Source organism: Faecalibacillus sp., assembly GCF_047023275.1.
Lineage (GTDB): Bacteria > Bacillota_I > Bacilli_A > Erysipelotrichales > Coprobacillaceae > Faecalibacillus.
The window spans coordinates 128417-151141 of sequence record NZ_JBKYAR010000001.1 but is presented as its reverse complement, the minus strand read 5'-3'; the positions used below and the strand labels follow the sequence as shown (position 1 = coordinate 151141).

Below are 22725 nucleotides of genomic sequence, written 5' to 3'. Positions count from 1 at the left end.
ATAGAATGAGTTTACCAAAAGATTTTTTATGGGGAGGAGCAACAGCTGCTAACCAATATGAAGGTGGATGGAACGAAGGAGGACGTGGTAAATCGAGTGATGATGTTATCACTAACGGAACACATACAGAACCTCGTTGTATTACTTTTATTAATAAAGCAGGTGAAAAAGTAAAAGCACCTATGTTTGTTGGGGCTGATTATCAAGATGTTGATCATTTTGAATGTTTTGATGATTGTTTATATCCTAACCATGAAGCTACTGATTTTTATCATCACTATAAAGAAGATATTGCTTTAATGGCAGAAATGGGCTTTAAATGTTTTAGATTATCTATTGCTTGGTCTAGAATCTTCGCTAATGGAGGTATGGAAGGTGAACAACCATTAGAAGAAGGATTAAAATTCTATGATGATGTTTTTGATGAATGTAAAAAATATGGTATTGAACCATTAGTCACATTATCACACTATGAAACACCACTTGCTTTAACTGAAGCTTGGAATTCATGGGCTGATAGAAGAACAATTGATTGTTATGTAAGATATTGTGAAGTTGTTTTTAATAGATATAAAGATAAAGTTAAATATTGGCTTACATTTAATGAAATCAACTGTATAGAAATGTCACCATGGATGGAAGGTGGTGTGCTTACAAAAGATAAACAAACAATGATCAATATGGCACACTATCAATTTGTCGCAAGTGCTAAAGTTGTTAAATTAGGACATCAAATCAATCCTGATTTTAAAATTGGATGTATGTTAGCTTATACTTTAACTTATCCAATGACATGTAATCCAGAAGATACATTAGCTGCATGGAAAAATACTCATAATAATATTTTCTATACAGATGTACAATGTAGAGGATATTATCCATCTTATCGTTTAAAAGAATTTGAAAGAGAAGGAATTACTCTTCCAATTGAAGATGGTGATTTAGAAATCATTAAAGAAGGAACAGTTGATTTCTTATCATTCTCTTATTATATGTCACAAGTTGCTGCTTCTAATCCAGAAGAATATGAAGGAGCAGGTGGTGGAAACTTATCACTTGGTTTAAAAAATCCTTATCTAAGTGCTTCTGATTGGGGCTGGCAAATTGATCCAACAGGACTTAGAAATGCTTTAGATAGATTATATGATCGTTATCAAATGCCATTATTTGTTGTAGAAAATGGTTTAGGAGCATTTGATACAATTGAAGAAGATGGATCAATTCATGATACTTATAGAATTAATTATTTAAGAGATCATATTAAAGCTATGGATGCTGCTGTTAATGAAGATGGTGTAGACTTAATGGGATACACTATGTGGGGATGTGTTGATTTAGTTTCAGCTTCTACAGGAGAAACAGCAAAACGTTATGGATTTGTTCATGTTGATAAATATGATGATGGTACAGGAGATTTATCAAGAAGAAGAAAAGATTCATTCTATTGGTATAAAAAAGTAATAGAATCTAATGGAACTGATTTAGATTAAAAAATAACCCGTGGGTCATAAGACTTACGGGTTTTTAATAATCATAATATTGATCTATTTTATCAATGAGTTCTTTATATTTCTTCTTATTTTCTTTTAACATAACAACATAATAAGTCACATGAGCTTCATCTTCATCAATTGGTAAAATAATACGATCAGACATCTTTCCTTCTCTTTTAATAGAAAGATTTGAAGTATAAGAAGGAAGCGTAGAAGCTTTCACGATTTCATTAAAAGTAAGGCGTTCTTCTTGTAATAAATATTTTGTTTTTGGTGTTTTTTGCATATGTAAATCATGCCAAAAACCAATATTTGAATAAAGTAACATGGTTTGTCCATCTAAATCATGAAACTTAATTGTTTTTTTCTTTGTAAGAGGATGATTTAAAGGTAATGATAATAATAAGTCTTCTTCTACATATGGAATACAAACATATTGAGAGTCATCAACTTGTTCAGGTGTAATAATTAGTTGATACTCTTTTTCTTTTAATTTTGTCAGAAGTTCTTTTTGTTCAAGAACTTTTGTTTGAATATTCATTTGGGGATAGATTTCTTGAATTAATGGTTCAATATCCCACATTGGTGCAGGAGAACAAGTTGCAATAGAAATACGATGAAATGATTGATCATATTCTTGTACATCACTTACCATTGTTTGAATATTTTTAATGATTTTTTGAGCATGTTTAACAGCTAATTCACCATTTTTATTAAGAGCAATTTTATTTTTATAATGATCAAAGAGTTCTACTCCTAAATCACTTTCTAATCTTTGCATAGAACGTGAAAGGGCTGGTTGTGAAATTAATAATTCTTTGGCTGCTTTAGAAATTGTTTTATTTTCAGCAATGCAAATAAGTTGTTCAAGTTGGTTAAGTTCTATCATAATGTATTCCTCCTACTATGCGTTTAAATTATAGCACATTTCTTTATTGGTATTGTACTTTTAAATGATAAAAAAATAAAATATAAGTGTAGAAACAAGGAGGAACCAAAAAATGAAAACATGGTTAATTACAGGATGTTCAAGTGGTATTGGAAAAGGAATTGCGAAAGCTGTCTTAGAAAGTGGAGATCAAGCAATCGTTACTGCCAGAAATAAAGATAAAGTGATGGATATTGTAGAAGCTTATCCAGAAACTGCTTTAGCTGTATCTTTAGATGTATGTAGTCAAGATAGTATTAAAAATGCTGTAAAAGAAGCATACGATAAATTTGGAACAATCGATGTTCTTGTTAATAATGCGGGATATGGTTATCGTAGTGCGGTAGAAGAAGGAGAAATCGAAGCGGTTCAAACATTATATCAAACAAACTTATTTGGACCAATTGAATTAATTAAAGCTGTTCTTCCTAAAATGAGAGAACAAAAATCAGGTTATATTTTAAATGTGACTTCGATTGCAGCAGCAAGATCAGCTGTAGGTTCAGGATATTATGCTTCAAGTAAAGCAGCTTTAGAATTACTTACAAATGGTTTAATGAAAGAACTTGCTCCATTAGGTATTAAAGCCATGGTTGTTCAACCAGGAGCTTTTAGAACAAGATTCTATGATGGTGAATCTCTACAAGGAGCTAAAGCACAAATTGGTGATTATGAAGCAACAGTTGGTAAATCAAGACCAGGTAACTTTGAAAACAAACATCAACAAGCAGGAGATCCAGATAAAGCAGGAAAAGTCATTGTAGATGTAGTGCATAATGATGATTTACCAGAAATTTTAACATTAGGTAAAGCAGCAGTAACAGCTGTTAAATCAACTTTAGAAGCAAAAATTGCAGAATTAGATAAATGGGCTGAAGTATCAGCTTCATGTGATTATGAGGAAGGAAAGTAGAAAGATGAAAAGAGTAAGACTTGGAAAAACAGATATGTATGTTAATGCGATTGGACTAGGATGTATGGGATTAACTCATGCTAGTGGACTTCCAACGCCTAAAGAAGAAGCAGTAGAAATTTTAAGAAAAGCACATGACATGGGATATGATTTCTATGATACAGCTGAATGTTATACAGGAGTTAATCCTGATGGAAGTACAGCTTATAATGAAGAAGTTGTTGGTGAAGCTGTAAAACCATTTAGAAAAGATATTATCTTATGTACTAAATTTGGTGTTAAACATATGGGTGATCACCTTGAATTTGACAGTTCACCAGAAACAATTAGAAAATCATTAGAAGGATCATTAAAGAAATTACAAACAGATTATGTTGATATCTATTATCAACATCGTATTGATCCTAAAGTAGAACCAGAAGTTGTTGCTGGTGTGATGAAAGAATTAATTGAAGAAGGAAAAATTAAAGCATGGGGTATTTCTGAAACAAATGAAGAATACTTAAGACGTGCTAATGCTGTATGTCCTGTAACTGTTATTGAAAATAGATATTCAATGATGGCTAGATGGCATGAAAACTTAATGCCTGTATGTAAAGAATTAGGGATTACTTATGTAGCTTTCTCACCTCTTGCTAATGGAGCACTTACAGGAGCTTATCAATCTAAAAAAGATTTCGGTAGTGGTGAACAAGATTTTAGACCTGATATGCCTCAATATACAGAAGAAGGAATTAAAAAGACAAATGAATTATTAGATGTTGTATCTAAAATTGGTGAAAAACATCAAGCAACAAATGCGCAAATGTCACTTGCTTGGATGATCAATAAATATGATTTCATTATTCCAATTCCAGGATCAAGAAAACTTGAAAGACTTCAATCTAACTTTGAAGCAGGTAATGTTGAATTAAGTCAAGAAGAAGTTAAAACAATTGATGATAAATTAAATACAATGGAATTTAAAGTATTTGGAGGTCATTAATGATTCAATTAGATAAAAGGGAACCTGTTCCCTTTTCTTCTAATCCTTTTGGATTGGTTTATGAAAATGCTATAACTGAAAATAAAGAAAACGAAGTTCAAATACATTTATTCACTTATTCCTTAAATGGAATAAAAATCGCTTCTAATATCTATACACCAAAAAACTATAATAAAGCTAAAAAATATCCTGCTATTGTTATTGCCATGCCTAATGGAGCGGTCAAAGAACAAGCAGCAGGGCTTTATGGACAAAGACTTGCTGAAAAAGGATATATTACAATTGTCTCTGATTGCATGTTTTTTGGTGAAAGTGAAGGAATGCCAAGACAACAAGATATTCCTTATTACCGCATAGAAGATATTAGAGGAATGATTGATGCTCTTTCATCTTTTCCAGGTGTTGATCAACAACACATTTATGGCTTAGGTCTATGTGGAGGTGGAGGCTATATGCTTTCATGTGGTCAAATGGATAAACGTTTAAAGAAGATAGCCACGGTTTCTATGTTTAATACTGGTGCTGTTAGACGTGAAGGTTTTCAAAATAGTCAAGTTGATACTGTGTTAAAAAGACTTCATGAGGTTGCTTCAATTCGTGAAAAGGAATTAAAGGAAGATACTTTGGTTTATAATGCGAATATGACAGAGATGAAACCAGAAATAGGACATCAATTACCGATTGAAATGTATCGAGAAGGCTATGAATATTATGTAGAAACACATTTTCATCCTAATAGTCATTCATGTTTTTTACAGAGAAACTTGATGGATCTGATGGCTTATGATCCAGTTCAATTTATGTATCTTATTGATCAACCACTACTCATGATAGTTGGAGACTTGGCAGATACTAAGTATATGAGTGAACAAGCTTTTGAACTAGCAATTACGACAAAAGATAAAGAACTTTATTATCTTAAAGAAGCAACACATATTCAAACTTATTACAAAGAAAACGTTGTTAAAGAAGCAATAGAAAAATTAGATTTATTTTATAAATAAAGTTGGTGAAAAAATGCAAAAAGCAATTATTGTTTGTCCTATTGAACAAAAGGATGAACTTATAAATCTATTACAATTAAATGACTATTCTTTTCAATCACTTGATTCAAATGAACAACTTTATTTGATAGGAGATATCGAAGAATATCAAATCAATTTATTAATTAATATTATTAAACACTATAAAATTGTTAGAAATGAAACACAATTATATATAAGTTATCGGGAGGTATAAAAAATGAGTATTTTATTTATTAATGGAAGTCCTAATAAAAATGGTAATACAGTAAGACTTACTAAAAAATTCTTAAAAGATCAAGAATTTAAAACATTAAACTTAGTTGATTATAAAATCTATAGCTATGGTCAAAATTTTGAAGATGATCAATTAGATGAAGTTATTGAACAAATGAAACAAGCAGATACAATTGTTATTGGTTCACCACTTTATTGGCATAGTATGTCAGGAGCAATTCGTAATGTTTTAGATCGTTTCTATGGTTATGTAGATGAAAGCTTATTACAAGGAAAAGATATGTATTTTGTCTTCCAAGGATATGCGCCTACTAAAGAACAATTAGCAGCTGGTGAATATACAATGAGTCGTTTTGCTAAACTTTATGGAATGAACTATAAAGGTATGATTACTGAATAAAAAGACTATAAAGAAACCTAGCTTTTAGGTTTTCTTTATAGTCTTTTTTATAGCTTTAAATATTCAGCAAGTTTGGTGAATTTTGGAATACATATAAAATGTTTATCAAGAAGTTTTTTGAAAAAACTAATGAATGTTCCATTAAACAAAGCAACAAGAATAGTTTCTATACCAATACCAACAATTCCATGAAATAAGAATAAAGACATGATAAAAGATAAAATAAGGAATGTACAATCAAAGCATGTTTTAAATATTTTTAAAGTAATATGATATTTTTTTGATATTTCTTGAACAAAAAAATCATAGATTTGAGGATATAAATAAGTTTTATAAAACATAGCGACAGCCATTGCTGAAAGTATAAAACCGATAAAAAAATAAACAATACGCAATTGAAAACATATTTCATTTTGAGTTTGAAAGAAAGGAATAACTATTTTCCAAATATCTGCCATTGTTGCATATAAAACACCTGTGATAAAAGAACTCAAATATGTCATTTTAAATTTCTTCATTAAAATACAAAAAATGATAAAGATAATCCCTTCAACAATATATTCTGCTTGACCATAAGTAAGTGAATAAACTTTTTCACTTAAAATATAAGCGGGTCCATTTATAGCAGATAACCCCATGTTTGCAATAGTCATTAAGTCTATTGAAAATGATAAAACTAATATTGCAATTAAATACAATATCTCACTATTTATTCTTCTTTTTTTCATTTTAACCACCTCAACGTGCATTATAGAAGTATTTATCTATAAAATTAAAAATGTTTCCAAATTGGAAACATTTCTAAACATGTCTACAATTGGTAGATAGTCATTTTCTTTCTATTTCAATGAGGTTCATGTATAGTTAAAGTAGGAGGTGGTATTATGGATAATGATAGATTTGCTAGAACAATAAAAAATGCAAGACTTAAAAAAGGGTACACTCAAAGTCAACTTGCTGATTTACTAAATGTCAGCAACAAAACAATTAGTAAATGGGAAACAGGAAGAGGTTATCCTGATATTACCTTACTTGCTGAAATAACATCTGTTTTAAAATTAGACTATGAAGAACTCCTTCAAAGCAATGAATATATTATTCAAAAAAGAAAGAAAAAAAGAAAAGATATTTTTATCATCAGTATTGTTTGTTTTATTTTTGCAATTACACTCATTGGTACGTATAAAGTCCAAAAACAACAAAAATATGAAAATAATTATAATAATATCATTCAAAGATTATGTAGTGATTATTATGTAGGTGACCAATTGGCTTTAGCTTATCGTGAACCTGCTTCGTTAGTGGTTATGTATTCGGGTGGTTTGACACAAAAGAAAGTTATTCAATTTTGTGATTATTTAAATATTAATGATTTTAAAAAGATTAAAACAATTAAAACGGAACTTACATTTAATCCTGTAGTTTCTTATATTGATCAAGATAATCAAGAAAAACAATATGAATTTTATATTATGAGTCAAAAAGATGATATAAAAGTAACGATTGTCATACTTAAAAATAATATCATTAAAATCCTTGATAATGAGAATCATCAAATTGACTATTATCAAAGTCAAAATATAAATTATGAAAAACTTAATATAGATCACTTACCTTGGTAATGCCAAGGTATTTTTTTATAAAAATGTTATAATTTTTGTAACATATGATACCTTTAAAAAGTATTACTAATGAAAGGAGGTTTTTGTATGGAAGAAGTGATTCAACGAGAAAAAGAACTGGTCTATCGTTTAGCTTTTAGTCAATGTCATCAAAAAGATCAAGCAGATGATATCTTTCAAAATGTGATGTATCGCTATATGAAAAGAAAACCAGTTTTTGAATCTTTAGAACATGAAAAAGCTTGGTTTATAAGGGTAACACTTAATTGTAGTAAAACATCTTTGAAGTCTTTTTGGCATAATAAAGTAGATGAAATCGATGAACAAACTTATATTTTTGAAAAGCAAGAAATTGATTTGACCCCTTATTTAAATAAGCTTTCTAAAAAGTATAATGCAGTTCTTTATTTATTTTATTATGAAGGATATTCAACAAAAGAAATGGCGGAATTATTACATATCAAAGAAAATAATGTTCGTGTTTTATTAAACCGAGCAAGAAATCAATTAAGAAAGGAGATAGAGGCTGATGAAAAATAAATCATTTAAAAATTATTATGATGAAATTCAAGTTGATGAAAATCTTCTTCAACAAATTCCTATAAAAAAACATCATTACTATAAACCTATTTTGATTATTTCTTGTGTAGTTCTTTTATTTGTATTAGGTATTCAAAACAAAGAAACAAAAGATACATTTGAAATTCTTGCTTATAATCAAACCTATAATTCTATTACTACTCAAGCAACACCGATGGATTATTATTTAATTCATGATCAGGTAGATATAATGGATAAAGTGCAATTGAAAAAGAAATATGAAGAAAAGTATTTTTCTAAAAAAACAGATTTTAAACAATCGCAATTAGATTTAAAAAATTATGATGGAAAATATTATTTAGATGGATATCTTACAACGAGTTATTTTACAGTAGATGTACAAAGTGATGAAATTGAATCAATTCGTATTGTTCAAGGAGGAAATCCTTTAGAGATTCATCTAGGTGGAAAAGTCTATCAAAGTGATACTACGATTTCTTATGATCTTTATAAAAAATATTATCATACAAAAAAAGGCTTAAAAGTTATTTGGAAACCAGAAGACTATCTTTTTAACTCTAAGATGAAAGATATTTCTGATAATTTTAGAATTGAAGTGAACTATAAATCTAAAGCAAGTAAACTTTTTGAAGTAGAACTTTCTTTTAATCAAAAAGGACAAATGTTTGTTAAAAAAAGAAAAGCAAAACGTACAGAAATCAATACTGAATTAAAGCAATCAAAACATAAATACTTACGTTTTAGTACTTTAAGTGAATCAGAAACAATCAAAGAATTAAAAGAACTCCTTCCTCAAGAAGTTATAGATGAATTGATGAAAAATGGTTATGTTTATGAAGATAAAAAAGAAAATTATTTTAATTTCAGTAATGATAAAGATGAACCAACCTTAAGACTTGATGTTAGTTATGATAAAAATAACAAAATCATTCAATATGTTTCAAAAGAATATGGTTTTACAGATAGTATTACATCAACTCTTGAAAAAGACCCAATAGAAATTATTAAACATGCACAAGATATTTTGATGAATCAACAACTTCCTCTTACAGAAGTCATCCTTCCTAGTCATTATAGTGGAGGAAACTATAAAGCATATATTGATGATTCTTATCAATATGTTATTCAAACAGATATCAATATGCTTGTTCGTATAGAAAGAAGAGAAGAAAATGATATTGTAGAAAAAGAAGTCACTTCAAATATTTATAGCTATGATGATATTACTTCAGCAATTAATACAGTTATTGATTATTTTAATGAAAATTTTAAAGGTTGTACATTAAAAGAAATTTATTATGCGGGAGATAATGAAAATTATTTTAAAGAAATACTACAACAATATGGTGGAGATGAAGCTATTGTTTTAACATCAACATTTGATGTTGATGGAAGTGGTGGAGATGGTTCTTTAAATCCTAATAGTACTTATAAAGATTGGATTTGGTTACTTGTAAGAAATAAACAGGGTGAATGGAAACATGTGGATCATGGTTATTAAAATAGTATAAAAAAGAGGAGCATCCATCAAGGATGCTCAATCTCTATACAAACACTACACTTCCGACATGGTTATTATGAACTATTTTATTGAATAAATAAAACAAAATAATTAAAAAAATTAATTTTCACATAATCCATTGATAGAAGAGTATAAAATAGAAAAAATAGTTATTTTGATAATAAGTTTTTTATTATTTGTTATGTTGTTTTAGTTTGTAAAAATGAATCAGTATAATAATACAATTCCTTTTTAACAAATTATTTCCCAAGAAATAATTCATAAATTGGAAGATTTAAAATAAAGGAGAAAGATGATGACGAAAGAGAAAATAGAAAATAAATTATTTTGGCATTATTTATCAGGAGGAGTATTAACACTTATTTGGATCTGTATGGAAATTGATATTTATCCTGTTAGAAATACTGATGAGTATTATTGGGGTGGATATAATCAATTAAGTTGTTTATGCTTGATTATTTTAGGAATTTTGGTTTATAAAATAATAAAGATCATCTCTTTGAAGAAACAATTAAAAAAAGCACAGTTGTGCATAGAGCATAAATAAAGTTTGATTGTTTTTTGTGATAGATGCACAAGAAAAATATTTTTTCTTGTCTTTAAAATAAAATATCTCTAAAATACACCTAGACACTAAATGTCACCTTGCTACTGTCAGAGAGCGAAGGTGGCATTTATTTTTTTAGGAGGAAATTTATGAAAAAAGAATTAAAAATGCCCAAAACAAGATTTGAAGCTATTGTTTTTACAGCTATTACAGCTTGGATGATGGTTTATGTAATGACACTTTACAATACAGTACTTGCAACATCATCTTTAACCAATAGTACTTTTTTTATTGCTTTAAAAAGTATGTGGATCGAGTTTGTGATTATTTTTTTATGTGCTTATTTTATTTCAAGTAAAGTTGCTAAGTATTTTGCTTTTAAAGTTGTGCAGCCAACAGATCGAGGAATTGTTATTGTTTTAATGATTCAAGTATTTACGGTTATTAGTCAAGTGGCACTTGCTAGTATTTTAGGTGTATATCATGGTTATGGTTTTGATAGTCAATTTATTCCTCATTATTTGATAACATATTGTCGTAATTTTATGATGGCTTTACCTGTTCAACTGTTTATTGTAGGACCAATGGCGAGATATTTATTTAGAGTTTTATTTTCTTCTACAAATGGTGTTGAGGAAGAAAAGATTGAAAAAGAATTATTAGAAGAAGGCTTCGCTGAATAGTGAAGTCTTTTTTTGTACAGGTTTATGTGCAATTTTTTTGCAAAAATAGTATACCAAGAGTTGCATGTTTTTTTGCAATTCTTTGTTATATTCAAGAACAGAGGGCTTTGCTAATATATAGGTGTAAGGAACGGAGGGATAGAAAATGGTGATTGATAAAGATCTTATCTTACTAGATTTAACAGGAGATAAAGAAACAATTATTTCTACTCTAGCCAAAAAAGCATTCGATCAAGGGAGACTTGAAAACCAACAAGAATATATCGATGCTGTATTAAAAAGAGAAAAAGAATATTCAACAGCTTTAGGTTATGAGGTAGCTATACCTCATGGTCAAAGCGATACAGTGAAAGATCCATTTGTGGTATTTGGTAGAGTGAAAGATCCAATTATATGGGATCAAAATTCAGTAAGAATAATATTTATGATTGGTGTTCCAGAACATAATAAAGATAAGATTCATATGAAAATCTTAGCTAATATTTCAAGAAAATTGATTGATGATGAATTTAGAAAATCATTAATTGAAGCTAAAGATGAAAAAGAAGTATTCGATATCTTATCACAAATAACAATTTAGAAGGGAAGAGTAAAAAATGAAAATCGTTGGAGTTACAGCTTGTCCTACAGGTATTGCTCATACTTATATGGCACAAGAAGCATTAGAAAAAAAAGCAAAAGAATTAGGACATGTTTGTCATATTGAAACACAAGGTTCTATTGGTATTGAAAATGAATTAAGTAAAAAAGAAATCAAGGAAGCAGATGTAGTTATTTTAGCAGTAGAAATTGGTATTGAAGGAATGGACCGTTTTGATGATAAATTGGTTGTTCGTGAAAATGTTGCTAAATGTATCTCTGATCCAGAAGGTGTTATTAACGATGCTTTATCGCACGTGAAATAAATAAAAATAAAGTTGTCAAAAAAAATTTAGAAGAGAGGGAAAGACGATGAAAGAATTTTTTAAAGAATTAAAAAATCATGTCATGACTGGCGTATCATACATGATTCCAGCAGTTACTGTTGGTGGTGTCTGTATCGCATTTGCCTTAGCTACAGGTAAAGCTGGCGCAAATGGGATGGAAGTTACAAATGCCTTTTGGGCAAATATTAATACGATAGGTGGAGCTGCAATTGGCTTCATGTGTCCAATGTTAGCTGGTTATATCGCTTATTCAATTGCTGGTAGACCTGGGTTACTTCCAGGGATGACAATGGGTTATCTTGCTAATAATGCTATTGGTAGTGGTGAAGTTAAAACAGGTTTCTTAGGAGCTATGATCTTGGGTATCTGTGCTGGTTATTTAGCTAAATGGGTTAAAGGATGGAATGTTCCTAAATTCTTAAAAGCAATTATGCCTATCTTAATTATTCCTATTGTAACTACTGTTATTGTTGGTTTAGGTTATATTTATATTTTAGCTAATCCTTTAGGTGGAGTTGTTAATGCTCTTACAAATGGTTTAAATAGTTTAAGTGGTGGTTCTACTGTAATCCTTGCGATTGCTATTGGTTGTATGATTGCCTTTGATATGGGTGGTTCTGTTAATAAAGTTGCTTTTGCAACAGCTTCAGCATTAATTGCTACTGGAAATACTGAGATGATGGGTATGACAGGTGTTGCTATCTGTGTTCCTCCAATTGGTATGGGTATTGCTTCAATGTTACTTAAAAAGAAATTTACTCCAGAAGAACAAGAAGCTGGTAAAGCAGCAGCTGCTATGGGATTAATTGGTATTACTGAAGGTGCTATTCCATTTGCTGCATCTGATCCATTACGTGTATTACCTTCTATTATGGCTGGTTCTTCAGTTGGTGCAATTATTGCTGGTCTTGCAGGATGTACTGATGCTGCTCCTCATGGTGGTTTAATTGTTTTACCTGTTGTTGGAAATGCTTTGATGTATATCGTAGCTGTAGCTGCAGGTGTTGCAGTTGTTGTTGGTATGATTTATCTTTTGAAAAAAGATATTCCAGCAGAAGAAGAATAAAGCTAAAAAGACGTTCTTTGACAGAACGTTTTCTTGCTTGTAAAATATGATAGGATAAGGAGGGTTTAAGATGAATGCTAGACAAAAGAAATTGTTAAAAATTCTTATTAATGAAGAAGATTATATTTCTGTTGATCAATTGATGGATCAATTAGCTGTTTCTAAAAGAACAGTTCATAATGATCTATGTAAAGTAGAAGACTTCTTATCTGATTATCATATTGAATTAAAAAGAAAATCAAAACATGGTGTAAAAATAGAAGCGTCTGTTTCTAAAAAAGAATCACTCCTCTATTATTTAGATATTCATAAAGAAGAAACAGATATTTTATCTACTAAAATAAGAAGAATGAAAATATATTCTAGATTGTTATCAAACAATGAAGGAACTTCTTTAAATAAATTAGCAGATGAATTTATGGTTTCTAAAACATCTATTGTTAGTGATTTAGATATTATAGAAAAACAAGTACAAAAATTTAATTTATCTTTAATAAAAGACCGTAAAGGAACACGTATTGAAGGAAATGAAATTGATATTAGACATGCACTTAGTCAACTTGCAAGTGACTTTGTACAATTAGAATTTGAAGAAGATCAAATAGAACCTAAAGTTAGTCGTCTAGATTTATCGACTTACTATCGTTTAAAGAATCTCTTCAATATTGATGCAATTGAAAAAATAGAAAAAATTATTAGTGAAGCAGAACAAAGATTAGGCTATGTAATTAATGATTTATCTTATGTCAACTTAATAACCCACCTCCTCATTTTAATAAAAAGAGTTGATAATGATACTTTATATACAAAAGAAACAGCGAAACAAATTTATCAAGCAGAAGTGATTGATAAAACAATGGCAATTGCTAATTATATAGCAGTAGCCATTGCTCAAGAATTTGATATTGAACTTCCAGAAGGGGAAGTTCAATATATTCATCAATATCTTGTATGTTCAGGTATTCAAAGTGATTTTATGCACCTCAATATTGAGAATCATTTATTGGATATCAAAGAAGAACATATTGAACTTGTTAATCAATTGATTGAATTTGTCTCTGTAGCGATCCATTGTCCATTACAAGAAGATAAAGAATTAAAAATAAGTTTAATGACACATATCGTTCCTTTGCTTCAAAGAATAAAATATCATGTTAAATTAGATAATCCTTTAATCAATGAAATAAAGGTACAATATTCAGCAATGTTTTCAATCATTACATTAGCAGTAGAAATGATTGATAATCAAACACTACATAATTTAAGTCAAGATGAAATAGGTTTTCTAACAATTCATTTTCAAGCAGCTGTTGAACGTTCAATGCAACAAAAGAATGTTATTATAGTTTGTCCAGAAGGAATTGGTTTTTCAAGATTAATTGCGCATCGTATAGAAAGATTTATTAGTTCTATTGTGATTAAAGATATTGTTTCTTTAAATCAATTACAACAAATTGATTTAAAAGAAATCGATTTTGTAATTTCAACAGTACCTATTAAAGAATGTGCTAAACCAGTTGTGTTAGTATCTTCTTTTTTATCAGAGATGGATATTAGAGGTATTAACAATTTTCTAGTAGATCATGTAAGTGAACAAAAACAATATTATCAACATTTAGGAAAAATCATTGATGAAACAGTTGTTCATGTTCAATTGGACTTTGATAATAAAGATGATGTCCTTAGTTATTTATGTGATGAATTACATAAACATCACTATGTTAGTGAAAACTATAAAGAAAGTGTATTTCGTCGAGAAAAAATCATGGCTACTGATTTAGGTAATAATATTGCTATTCCTCATGGTAGTGAAAAAGAAATTATAAAATCTAAAATCGTTATAGCAACCTTAAAAAAACCTATTTTATGGAATCAACATCAAGTACAGATTATTTTTATGATTGCTATGAATATGAAAGAACCTCAAGTAACTAAAAATACTTTAAAAGATCTTTATGCAGTTATGGATAATAAACAAGCCATGCAAGTTTTATTAGAAGCCAAAGATGCTAAAGATGTTATTGAATATCTTAAAGCTTAAGAAGAAATTCTGGCTCCGTGTCAATAGTGGAGGGGCTTAAGAGATAGCGAAAGCTATCTCTTTTCTTTTACTCAAATTCATATGAGAACCCAAGATGAAGAAGAATCCTCTTTCTTAAATTATAAAAATATCTGTAGCCATAGGCATTTCGTTTTACAAGCTTGACCTTGTTGTTCATACTTTCAATAAAACCATTATTAAAACTTGTTTCATATGTTTTATCGTTTCTAACATAGATTGCTTTGTATGTAAGTGACTTAAGTATTGGCACAAACCAGTTCTTTCTTATGTTTTTTGCAGACGAAATAAAATATGTATTATTTGTTTCAAATATATGGTTCAGCCAGTTATTCAATTCTTTCTTGTAATCATTGTGCTTTTCATGGATGAGTTTCAACAGATTCTGATAGATCATATAGCTCTGGTAGAATTCATCTGTACCATCCTGTTCAAATATATGTTCAACATATGTTCTGCAGGTAAAGTGTTTTTTTAAATGACGATCATACCATTCTGTTTGATCATCAAGATCCTTTCTATATTTGTCAAAAAGATGAAGATTTTTCTTAATAGATTTGGCTATCTTTTCATTTTTTAATGAAGAACAGGTATCCAGTCTGCTTCTTTTTAGACATTCACCGAATAATTTTACATAATGAAAACGATCAGCGATAATAGAAGCATTGGGAAAAAGACGCTGCATGATACAACGAAAAGGATTGGAAAGATCCATAATGATGATCCTTACTTTTTTTCTTTCTTTATAGGGAAATCTAAGAAAATAGTTTCTTAGACTGCGTTCTTTTCTGTCTTCAATAATATCAAGAGTTTTGCCGTTGATAGGATCGGTAATATGAAAAGCATAAGTTCCTTTATCAGTGGTTGCTTTAAATTCATCAATAGAAATAACAGACTTAAGATGATAGAATCGTTCTTTTACTTTGATGTGATGAAAAAATATTCTGTATACAGAAGATTTAGAAACACCCATCATACGAGAAATAACGGCCATGGCCGTATTCTCTCTAAATTGAATCAGGCAGGCATGAGCAGCAGAAGAAGTCATTCTAGTATTTTTAAATTTAAAAGGGATATCATCCTTAAAATAAGAATGACATGAATGACAGAAATATCTTCTGTATTCAACCTCAATAACGAATCTTTGATGACCATTGGCAATATGAGACAGGGAAATCTTACGTAAACCTTTAGATTCATGATGTTCGATAACGCCGCAATGAGGACAGACGAAATTATCTTTAAGAACAGATCTAAGTCTAATAAATTTAGAATGGTGACCATGCTTATCAAGACCATATCTAAAGCAAGAATCAGAGTCCTCATAAGGGACAGGAATAAAATAATCAGATAAATTATCAGGAAAATCTAGAGATTTAAATAAATCATTGATATAATTCAAATTGGACATAGTGGAATACCTCTTTTCTATTTATTTTTGGTCATTTAAATTGTAAAACGGTATGAAAGCTATGTCTATTTAAATATAAGAAAACTGGAGCAGGATATATTTCCCCTCCAGTTTTAGTATAGAGCCGAAATTCTTAGGCTTTTTTCTTAATTTAGGAAATCCATTGTTTCATTTCATTGTAAAGATTATTGTAAAGATGAAATGGAGGAATAATGATGAAAAAAGCAGCAATTATAATAGCATCAGGTTTTGAAGAAGGTGAAGCTTTAACAATTGCAGATATTATAAAAAGAGCACATCTTCAATGTGATTTAGTAGGTTTTGAACAAGAGGTTAAAGGAGGACATGAAATCATTGTAAGATGTGATCACATCTTAAATGAGACACTTCTTGATTATGATATGGTTATTTTACCAGGAGGTTATGGTGGAGCAGAAGCGATGAAAAATAACCCAACACTTATTTCATATTTACAACAAATGAATGAAAAAGGTAAATACGTTTGTGCTATGTGTGCAGCACCTATTGTTTTAGAAAAAGCAAATTTATTAGTTGATAAAAAATTTACAGCGTATCAAGGCTATGATCAAAAAATAAAACAAGGGACTTATTTAAATGATAAAGTGGTCATTGATGGCAATATTGTTACAAGTAGAGGACCAGCAACAGCTTATGGATTTGCTTATAAACTTGTAGAATTATTAGGTGGAGATGCTTTAGCAGTTAAAAAGAGAATGGTTTATTTTAATGCATTTGATGTCAAGGAGGATGAATAAAATGGGACGTGTTGCAGTATTAATGGCAGAAGGATATGAAGAAGGAGAAACATTAACAATTGTGGATTTACTTCGCCGAGGGGGATTAGAATGTCATACGTTTAGTTTTAATGAAGAATTTGTAAGAGGAATGCATGGGATGTATGTAAAAGCAGATAAGTATTTTAATGATGAAATTAAAAACTATGATATGCTTGTTTTACCTGGAGGAAGACCTGGTGGTCAAAATTTATTAGAAAATCAAGATGTGATTTCACTTGTTCAATATTTTAATGAGCATCATCAATATATAGCAGCGATGTGTTCAGGAACAGTTGTGTTAGAAAAAACCAATGTCATTAAAGGTAAAAAAGTAACAGGATATACAGGTTATCAAGATAAACTTGTAAGTGGAGATTTTGTAAATGAAGTCGCTGTTTTTGATCAAAATATTGTAACGAGTCAAGGACCAGCAACACCTTATCCTTTTGCTTTTAAAATTTTAGAAGTCTTTGGTAAGGATGTTACTGAAATGAAAGAAAGATTAATGTATAATTTTGCTGGAGGAAGATAGAAAGAGAGTGATTGTATGCTTTATGGAAAGTTACCGATTGTTTTTTTAAGTACTTTAGCGAGTGAAAAGAAAGATTCAACGAATAGTCAAATTGCAACGTATTTATTAAATCATTTAGATGATATTAAGGATATTGGTATTCAAGAGATGGCTAAGGAATGTTCTGTAGCGATGAGTTCTATTTCAAGGTTTTGTAAGGAAATAGGATTAAATGATTTTAATGAATTGAGAGAGTTATTGATTTCAACAAAGATGAATTTTGAACAATATTCTTCATCTTCTAAGGCTAAAGATCGTTTAGAAGAATATAGTTTAAAAGTTAAAGAAAGTATTACAATGGTAGAAGAATCAATAGATATGCAACAAATAGATGCATTATGCAAAGAAATCCAAAAATATCAACAGGTAGGTATCTTTGGTTTATTAAAAGCAGGAGCAGTTGCTTTTAATCTACAAAGTGATTTATTGATGTTAGGAAAACAAACTTATTCACATATTTCCTATAAGCAACAATTACAATATATTTCATCAACCAATGAAGATGATTTATTGATTATCTTTTCTTATACAGGATGTTATTTTGATTATCCTGATATAAGAACTTTAAAGAATAAATTAAAGAAACCACAAATTTGGTTGATTTCAAGTAAACAAGAAAGTTATCCAGACTTTATTGATCATGTGATTACCTTTGATTCTAAACAAGATCAAAATAGTCATCCTTATCAATTACAATTTATTGCAAGTTTAATAGCTCAAGAATATGCAAGGAGGATTTGATCCTCCTTTTCTTAATTTAGGAAATCTAATGCGTTAAAGATCATAAAGTTATATGTTTTTATTGAGGTGAAAATTATGATCAATAAAAGTTATAAACATTGGATGATTGTTTTATTAATGTGTTGTTTAGCAGCCAGTTCTATTGGTTTATGTACCAATGCGATAGGTGTTTTTTATACACCTGTAGCTAAAAGTTTAAAAGTGTTAAAAGGAACTTTTGCGATGCATGCTACACTTTCAACTTTAGCGACAGCATTAACTTCATTAAAGATGTCAAAAGTGATTAAAAAATATTCCTATAAAAAGGTCTTACTAATAGGTGTTATTTTATCAAGTGGTGCAACTTGGTTGATGTCTTATAGTACATCTGTTTATTTATTTTATATATTAGGTATTTTAAGAGGAATCGGTGTAGGTATTTATGGAATGGTTCCTATTACAGTTGTTATTACAAATTGGTTTGATAAAAAACATGGCTTAGCGACGAGTTTAGCATTAAGTTTTAGTGGACTTTCAGGGGCTATCTTTTCGCCTTTATTAAGTTCGTGGATTACTCGTTATGGTTGGCAAATGACTTATCGTTTTATGGCTATCTGTATTCTTGTTTTAGTTCTACCAGCATTAATTGTTCCTTGGAATATTGATCCTCGAAAAGAACATTTACTACCTTATGGTTATCAAAATAGAAGAGAAACAGCTAAAGTTCAAAATAATAAAATAAAGTTACTAACCATCAGTTTCCTTTGTATGTGTTTATTCACTCTTTTACATACTTCAATTACAGGAATTTCTCAACATCTATCAGGTATTGCTGTAAGTATTCATTTATCAGCTGCTATCGGAGCAACTTTCATGTCATTTACCATGATAGGCAATATTAGTACTAAATTATTAATTGGATTTTTAAGTGATTTATTAAGTCCTATAAAAGCAGTAATCATGATGATTCTAACAAATTGTATTTCTTTAGTTCTATTATTTTTGGGAGTGATTCATCAAGAAACACTTTTACTTTCTATTGGTTCATTTATGTTTGGGTCTATTTACTCTGTTGGTGCTGTAGGTATTCCCATGTTAACACGTTATTTCTTTGGAAATGAAAACTATGCAAGAACTTATTCTGTTATTGGTTTTCTTACAAATGTAGGGAGTGCCAGTTCATTAACATTAATTGGTTATTTATATGATTTTACGAAGAGTTATCAAATTGTTTTTATTATCGCTTTATGTTTTCATCTTATAAATTTAATATTGTTAGTTATTATTTGTTTACGTTATAATGGCGTAGGTGATAAATAATGAAATATTGTAGTGAATGTGGAACTCAGTTAATAGAAAAAGAATGTGGCATAGATGGACTTGTGCCTTATTGTCCAACATGTAAACAATTTCGTTTTCCAATGTTTAATAGTGCTATTTCAACAATTATCTTTAATCCAACAAAAGATAAGATTTTGCTTATTAAACAATATGGAAAAGATTTTAATGTATTAGTAGCTGGATATATTACAAAAGGTGAAAATGCGAAAGAAACGTTGATAAGAGAAATTAAAGAAGAAGTCAATTTAAATGTAATTGATTATACATATAATGATAATGAATATTATCAACCATCTAATACCTTAATGCATAATTATGCAGTTGTTGTTGACAGTGAAGATTTTAAACTGACAAATGAAGTTGATGAAGCTCATTGGTATTCAATTGAAGAAGCAAAAAAACAAATCAAACAAGGCTCTCTTGCACATTCTTTTTTAGAAAGATATTTAAAAAAACAGCATTAGCTGTTTTTTTAATACAAATCTTCTCCATTTTTTTCAATGACTTTTTTATACCAATAAAATGAATCTTTTTTCATTCTTTGATAAGTTCCATTTCCTAAATTATCTCGATCTACATAAATAAAACCATATCTCTTTTTAACTTCACCTGTACCATTAGAAACTAAATCAATACATCCCCAAGTAGTATAACCAATTAAATCAACACCATCTTTTTCAACAGCATCTTTCATTGCTTGAATATGTTGTCTTAAATAATCAATACGGTAATCATCATGAATAGAACCATCTTGTTCAATAATATCTTTCGCTCCTAAACCATTTTCTACAACAAATAATGGTTTTTGATAACGATCATAGAGTTCATTGATTGTACTTCTAAATCCTAATGGATCAATGGCCCAACCCCAATCACTTTCTTTTAAATAAGGATTTTTAGCAGAAGAAAAAATATTACTTTCTGATTGTTTACCTTTAAATAAATCACTACTACTTACTCTTGATGAATAATATGAAAAACTTACAAAATCTACAGTATTTTCTTTAAGTAACTCTTTATCTCCTTCAATAAAAGGAATAAGTGCATCTCTTTCTTTGATCCATTTTAAAGCGTAAGGATGATAATAACCTCTTGCTTGAACATCCGCAAACATATAGACTTCTCGATTATCACAAATTGCTTTCCAATAATCTTCTGGTTTACATGTTTCAGGATAATAAGAACCGGCCGCTAGCATACAACCAATTTGATTGTTTGAATCTATTTCATGAGCAAGTTTTGTGGCCATGGCACTTGCTAGAAGCTGATGATGAACAGCTGTAATCATAGCTTGTGTTTCATTTTCACCTTCTTCAAAACAAAGACCAGCAGCGACAAAAGGAAAATGTAAAATCATATTGATTTCATTAAAAGTCAACCAATATTTAACTAATCCTTTGTATCTTATAAATAAAGTTTTACAAAGCTTGTAGAAATAATCAATCATTTCTCTACTTCGCCAACCACCAATTTTTTTAATTAAATACATTGGACAATCAAAATGATTAATAGTAACAAGAGGTTCAATACCATATTTATGACATTCATTAAAGATATCTTCATAATATTTTAATCCTGCTTCATTTGGTTTTTCTTCATCACCATTTGGGAAAATACGTGTCCAAGCAATAGATAAACGAAAAGTTTTAAATCCCATTTCACCAAATAAAGCAATATCTTCTTTATAATGATGATAAAAATCAACAGCAGTTAAAGCTGGATAAAAATGTTGATCATCAAAATCATACATTTTCATTTTACCAGTACCGACTAAATAACGATCTTCACCTAAAGGCATAAGATCTACATTAGCAACGCCTCTGTTTCCTTCATTTGCTCCACCTTCACATTGATTGGCAGCTGTAGCACCACCCCATAAAAAGTCTTTTCTAAATCCCATAATTTATTGCTCCTTTTCTTTTAATTGCAAAATCATTATAGAAAATAAATCTAAATTAAATAAAAAAGTTTCCAAAATGGAAACCTAATACATCAAGATAAAATCAAGAATATGTCTTAATAAATAATCATTGTATTTATCATTTGTAGTTGGAATATATAAATAATTTTTAGAAAAAGCAATATCCTTTTTACAACTTATAAGCCATGTATTTACCGAATATTTTAAAATATGGTGAATCACTCTTTTATCAAAATGAAATGTATTTCCGTTGATGCTGATGAGTAAAAGAAGATCATTATCTTGAAAGTGATATTCTTTTTCAAAATCAACATCACATATAATGGTTTCTTTTTGTTTGGTAGAAAGTTCATTTTGAATATAGGTACAAAGTGTTCTAGCGTGACCGTGTCCATAAACGAAGATACGTTTACTTTTCTTTAGATCACTGACTAATTTTATTAAATTGATTTCATCAATTTGATTCATTGTATAATGTAATTCATCAATGATATTTGTTGTAAAATCGGTATATTGTTTTTTTATATTGTTTTGTAATGAAAAGAGAGTTTTATTAGTTCTTTCCATACCAGAAATATTATCCAAACAATCTTCTTTAAAATCTTTCATTGTTTCATAACCTAATGATTTTACATATTTAGAAATTTGGCTTTTAGATGTATGACATGAAAGAGCAATAGCATCTATAGACATTGAAGGAATTTCATAAAGATTATTTTTAACAAATGAACTAATGATATATTTAGGAGAAAATTCATCACTAGAATTTAAAATAATATTTAATTTATCAAGCAACATGATTATTTCCTCCTTTCAATACAATTTTAACATATTTTAAAATTTATCAAATAATATTGATTTTATCAATAAACTTATGTAATATAAATTTCGTACAAAAATCTGTACAGAATGACCAGCAATATGCTAAAGGCTACACGGACGGCCGGGTCAGATGCCGAAGACTTGTTGAAGAGACAAGAACCGTATTTAGTGGAATACG

At 29.2% G+C, this 22725-nt stretch carries 25 protein-coding genes; 20 read left to right on the top strand and 5 right to left on the bottom strand.

Features of this window, described 5'->3' with window-relative positions:
• Positions 1 to 5: 5 nt before the first annotated feature.
• Entirely contained in the window at positions 6 to 1490 is a 1485-nt protein-coding gene (locus ACLVEP_RS00760; protein ID WP_412582173.1) for a glycoside hydrolase family 1 protein, read from the top strand.
• A 34-nt stretch (positions 1491 to 1524) separates the two neighbouring features.
• Here ACLVEP_RS00760 and ACLVEP_RS00755 read toward each other — a convergent pair whose 3' ends face one another.
• Entirely contained in the window at positions 1525 to 2382 is an 858-nt protein-coding gene (locus tag ACLVEP_RS00755; RefSeq protein WP_412582172.1) for a LysR family transcriptional regulator, read from the bottom strand.
• A 112-nt stretch (positions 2383 to 2494) separates the two neighbouring features.
• Here ACLVEP_RS00755 and ACLVEP_RS00750 point away from each other — a divergent pair, with 112 nt between their 5' ends.
• Genes ACLVEP_RS00750 through ACLVEP_RS00730 form a run of 5 tightly spaced genes read left to right on the top strand, consistent with a single transcriptional unit; the run spans position 2495 to position 5978 of the window.
• A complete protein-coding gene (locus ACLVEP_RS00750; protein ID WP_412582171.1) occupies positions 2495 to 3334 on the top strand; it encodes an oxidoreductase in 840 nt (279 codons plus the stop codon).
• A gap of 4 nt (positions 3335 to 3338) precedes the next feature.
• On the top strand, positions 3339 to 4319 hold the full coding sequence (locus ACLVEP_RS00745; RefSeq protein ID WP_412582170.1) for an aldo/keto reductase: 981 nt from the start codon (positions 3339 to 3341) through the stop codon (positions 4317 to 4319).
• On the top strand, positions 4319 to 5323 hold the full coding sequence (locus ACLVEP_RS00740; RefSeq protein WP_412582169.1) for an alpha/beta hydrolase: 1005 nt from the start codon (positions 4319 to 4321) through the stop codon (positions 5321 to 5323). Before ACLVEP_RS00745 ends, ACLVEP_RS00740 begins: the two co-directional genes overlap by 1 nt.
• Before the next feature lie 13 nt (positions 5324 to 5336).
• The gene (locus tag ACLVEP_RS00735; protein ID WP_412582168.1) at positions 5337 to 5558 is read left to right on the top strand and encodes a hypothetical protein; all 222 of its coding nucleotides are present in this window, start codon (positions 5337 to 5339) and stop codon (positions 5556 to 5558) included.
• 3 nt (positions 5559 to 5561) lie between these two features.
• Positions 5562 to 5978, top strand: coding sequence for a flavodoxin family protein (locus tag ACLVEP_RS00730; protein WP_032090984.1), 417 nt, complete (start codon positions 5562 to 5564; stop codon positions 5976 to 5978).
• Positions 5979 to 6025: 47 nt separating this feature from the next.
• Here ACLVEP_RS00730 and ACLVEP_RS00725 read toward each other — a convergent pair whose 3' ends face one another.
• On the bottom strand, positions 6026 to 6706 hold the full coding sequence (locus tag ACLVEP_RS00725) for a YczE/YyaS/YitT family protein (RefSeq protein WP_412582167.1): 681 nt from the start codon (positions 6704 to 6706) through the stop codon (positions 6026 to 6028).
• A gap of 156 nt (positions 6707 to 6862) precedes the next feature.
• On the opposite strand from ACLVEP_RS00725, the gene ACLVEP_RS00720 reads away from it, so the two are divergent.
• The 9 genes from ACLVEP_RS00720 to ACLVEP_RS00680 all read left to right on the top strand — a co-directional run bounded on the left by ACLVEP_RS00720 (position 6863) and on the right by ACLVEP_RS00680 (position 14946).
• Positions 6863 to 7600, top strand: a complete 738-nt coding sequence (locus tag ACLVEP_RS00720; RefSeq protein WP_412582166.1) for a helix-turn-helix domain-containing protein — start codon at positions 6863 to 6865, stop codon at positions 7598 to 7600.
• Positions 7601 to 7687: 87 nt separating this feature from the next.
• Positions 7688 to 8140, top strand: a complete 453-nt coding sequence (locus ACLVEP_RS00715; protein WP_412582165.1) for an RNA polymerase sigma factor — start codon at positions 7688 to 7690, stop codon at positions 8138 to 8140.
• Positions 8130 to 9662: a hypothetical protein gene (locus ACLVEP_RS00710; protein WP_412582164.1), complete on the top strand. Its 1533-nt coding sequence runs from the start codon at positions 8130 to 8132 to the stop codon at positions 9660 to 9662. The genes ACLVEP_RS00715 and ACLVEP_RS00710 overlap by 11 nt, the downstream gene beginning before the upstream one ends.
• A 316-nt stretch (positions 9663 to 9978) precedes the next feature.
• Complete coding sequence (locus tag ACLVEP_RS00705) at positions 9979 to 10230, top strand: hypothetical protein (protein ID WP_412582163.1); 252 nt, start codon at positions 9979 to 9981, stop codon at positions 10228 to 10230.
• A gap of 149 nt (positions 10231 to 10379) precedes the next feature.
• Positions 10380 to 10913 carry a hypothetical protein gene (locus tag ACLVEP_RS00700; protein WP_412582162.1) on the top strand — a complete coding sequence of 178 codons (534 nt, stop codon included), beginning with the start codon at positions 10380 to 10382 and terminating at the stop codon, positions 10911 to 10913.
• Between the two features lie 145 nt (positions 10914 to 11058).
• The gene (locus ACLVEP_RS00695; protein ID WP_320096945.1) at positions 11059 to 11493 is read left to right on the top strand and encodes a fructose PTS transporter subunit IIA; all 435 of its coding nucleotides are present in this window, start codon (positions 11059 to 11061) and stop codon (positions 11491 to 11493) included.
• Positions 11494 to 11509: 16 nt separating this feature from the next.
• Entirely contained in the window at positions 11510 to 11818 is a 309-nt protein-coding gene (locus ACLVEP_RS00690) for a PTS fructose transporter subunit IIB (RefSeq protein ID WP_412582161.1), read from the top strand.
• Positions 11819 to 11864: 46 nt separating this feature from the next.
• Positions 11865 to 12905: a PTS fructose transporter subunit IIC gene (locus ACLVEP_RS00685; protein ID WP_412582160.1), complete on the top strand. Its 1041-nt coding sequence runs from the start codon at positions 11865 to 11867 to the stop codon at positions 12903 to 12905.
• Between the two features lie 70 nt (positions 12906 to 12975).
• Positions 12976 to 14946: a BglG family transcription antiterminator gene (locus ACLVEP_RS00680; protein ID WP_412582159.1), complete on the top strand. Its 1971-nt coding sequence runs from the start codon at positions 12976 to 12978 to the stop codon at positions 14944 to 14946.
• Between the two features lie 67 nt (positions 14947 to 15013).
• Here the strand turns inward: ACLVEP_RS00680 and ACLVEP_RS00675 are convergent, their stop codons facing one another.
• On the bottom strand, positions 15014 to 16375 hold the full coding sequence (locus tag ACLVEP_RS00675) for an ISL3 family transposase (RefSeq protein ID WP_412582119.1): 1362 nt from the start codon (positions 16373 to 16375) through the stop codon (positions 15014 to 15016).
• Between the two features lie 215 nt (positions 16376 to 16590).
• On the opposite strand from ACLVEP_RS00675, the gene ACLVEP_RS00670 reads away from it, so the two are divergent.
• From ACLVEP_RS00670 to ACLVEP_RS00650, 5 genes are all read left to right on the top strand, one after another.
• Entirely contained in the window at positions 16591 to 17151 is a 561-nt protein-coding gene (locus tag ACLVEP_RS00670) for a DJ-1 family glyoxalase III (protein ID WP_318000955.1), read from the top strand.
• A gap of 1 nt (position 17152) precedes the next feature.
• Positions 17153 to 17704, top strand: coding sequence for a DJ-1 family glyoxalase III (locus ACLVEP_RS00665; protein ID WP_412582158.1), 552 nt, complete (start codon positions 17153 to 17155; stop codon positions 17702 to 17704).
• Between the two features lie 15 nt (positions 17705 to 17719).
• Positions 17720 to 18484 (top strand): MurR/RpiR family transcriptional regulator, encoded by a 765-nt coding sequence (locus tag ACLVEP_RS00660; protein WP_412582157.1) that lies wholly within the window; start codon positions 17720 to 17722, stop codon positions 18482 to 18484.
• A 75-nt stretch (positions 18485 to 18559) separates the two neighbouring features.
• A complete protein-coding gene (locus ACLVEP_RS00655) occupies positions 18560 to 19783 on the top strand; it encodes an MFS transporter (protein ID WP_412582156.1) in 1224 nt (407 codons plus the stop codon).
• Positions 19783 to 20268 (top strand): NAD(+) diphosphatase, encoded by a 486-nt coding sequence (locus ACLVEP_RS00650; protein ID WP_412582155.1) that lies wholly within the window; start codon positions 19783 to 19785, stop codon positions 20266 to 20268. The genes ACLVEP_RS00655 and ACLVEP_RS00650 overlap by 1 nt, the downstream gene beginning before the upstream one ends.
• An 8-nt stretch (positions 20269 to 20276) precedes the next feature.
• Here the strand turns inward: ACLVEP_RS00650 and ACLVEP_RS00645 are convergent, their stop codons facing one another.
• Positions 20277 to 21704 carry a 6-phospho-beta-glucosidase gene (locus tag ACLVEP_RS00645; protein WP_412582154.1) on the bottom strand — a complete coding sequence of 476 codons (1428 nt, stop codon included), beginning with the start codon at positions 21702 to 21704 and terminating at the stop codon, positions 20277 to 20279.
• A gap of 84 nt (positions 21705 to 21788) precedes the next feature.
• A complete protein-coding gene (locus tag ACLVEP_RS00640; protein WP_412582153.1) occupies positions 21789 to 22523 on the bottom strand; it encodes a MurR/RpiR family transcriptional regulator in 735 nt (244 codons plus the stop codon).
• Positions 22524 to 22725 lie beyond the last annotated feature (202 nt).

Bases quoted from the DNA above. Each gene is read 5' to 3' on its own strand.
- ACLVEP_RS00760 (WP_412582173.1), top strand. From the start codon at position 6: ATGAGTTTACCAAAAGATTTTTTATGGGGAGGAGCAACAGCTGCTAAC.
- ACLVEP_RS00755 (WP_412582172.1), bottom strand. From the start codon at position 2,382: ATGATAGAACTTAACCAACTTGAACAACTTATTTGCATTGCTGAAAAT.
- ACLVEP_RS00670 (WP_318000955.1), top strand. From the start codon at position 16,591: ATGAAAAAAGCAGCAATTATAATAGCATCAGGTTTTGAAGAAGGTGAA.
- ACLVEP_RS00695 (WP_320096945.1), top strand. From the start codon at position 11,059: ATGGTGATTGATAAAGATCTTATCTTACTAGATTTAACAGGAGATAAA.
- ACLVEP_RS00680 (WP_412582159.1), top strand. From the start codon at position 12,976: ATGAATGCTAGACAAAAGAAATTGTTAAAAATTCTTATTAATGAAGAA.
- ACLVEP_RS00685 (WP_412582160.1), top strand. From the start codon at position 11,865: ATGAAAGAATTTTTTAAAGAATTAAAAAATCATGTCATGACTGGCGTA.
- ACLVEP_RS00745 (WP_412582170.1), top strand. From the start codon at position 3,339: ATGAAAAGAGTAAGACTTGGAAAAACAGATATGTATGTTAATGCGATT.
- ACLVEP_RS00650 (WP_412582155.1), top strand. From the start codon at position 19,783: ATGAAATATTGTAGTGAATGTGGAACTCAGTTAATAGAAAAAGAATGT.
- ACLVEP_RS00725 (WP_412582167.1), bottom strand. From the start codon at position 6,706: ATGAAAAAAAGAAGAATAAATAGTGAGATATTGTATTTAATTGCAATA.
- ACLVEP_RS00645 (WP_412582154.1), bottom strand. From the start codon at position 21,704: ATGGGATTTAGAAAAGACTTTTTATGGGGTGGTGCTACAGCTGCCAAT.
- ACLVEP_RS00710 (WP_412582164.1), top strand. From the start codon at position 8,130: ATGAAAAATAAATCATTTAAAAATTATTATGATGAAATTCAAGTTGAT.
- ACLVEP_RS00665 (WP_412582158.1), top strand. From the start codon at position 17,153: ATGGGACGTGTTGCAGTATTAATGGCAGAAGGATATGAAGAAGGAGAA.
- ACLVEP_RS00690 (WP_412582161.1), top strand. From the start codon at position 11,510: ATGAAAATCGTTGGAGTTACAGCTTGTCCTACAGGTATTGCTCATACT.
- ACLVEP_RS00730 (WP_032090984.1), top strand. From the start codon at position 5,562: ATGAGTATTTTATTTATTAATGGAAGTCCTAATAAAAATGGTAATACA.
- ACLVEP_RS00655 (WP_412582156.1), top strand. From the start codon at position 18,560: ATGATCAATAAAAGTTATAAACATTGGATGATTGTTTTATTAATGTGT.
- ACLVEP_RS00715 (WP_412582165.1), top strand. From the start codon at position 7,688: ATGGAAGAAGTGATTCAACGAGAAAAAGAACTGGTCTATCGTTTAGCT.
- ACLVEP_RS00675 (WP_412582119.1), bottom strand. From the start codon at position 16,375: ATGTCCAATTTGAATTATATCAATGATTTATTTAAATCTCTAGATTTT.
- ACLVEP_RS00735 (WP_412582168.1), top strand. From the start codon at position 5,337: ATGCAAAAAGCAATTATTGTTTGTCCTATTGAACAAAAGGATGAACTT.
- ACLVEP_RS00750 (WP_412582171.1), top strand. From the start codon at position 2,495: ATGAAAACATGGTTAATTACAGGATGTTCAAGTGGTATTGGAAAAGGA.
- ACLVEP_RS00740 (WP_412582169.1), top strand. From the start codon at position 4,319: ATGATTCAATTAGATAAAAGGGAACCTGTTCCCTTTTCTTCTAATCCT.
- ACLVEP_RS00705 (WP_412582163.1), top strand. From the start codon at position 9,979: ATGACGAAAGAGAAAATAGAAAATAAATTATTTTGGCATTATTTATCA.
- ACLVEP_RS00660 (WP_412582157.1), top strand. From the start codon at position 17,720: ATGCTTTATGGAAAGTTACCGATTGTTTTTTTAAGTACTTTAGCGAGT.
- ACLVEP_RS00700 (WP_412582162.1), top strand. From the start codon at position 10,380: ATGAAAAAAGAATTAAAAATGCCCAAAACAAGATTTGAAGCTATTGTT.
- ACLVEP_RS00720 (WP_412582166.1), top strand. From the start codon at position 6,863: ATGGATAATGATAGATTTGCTAGAACAATAAAAAATGCAAGACTTAAA.
- ACLVEP_RS00640 (WP_412582153.1), bottom strand. From the start codon at position 22,523: ATGTTGCTTGATAAATTAAATATTATTTTAAATTCTAGTGATGAATTT.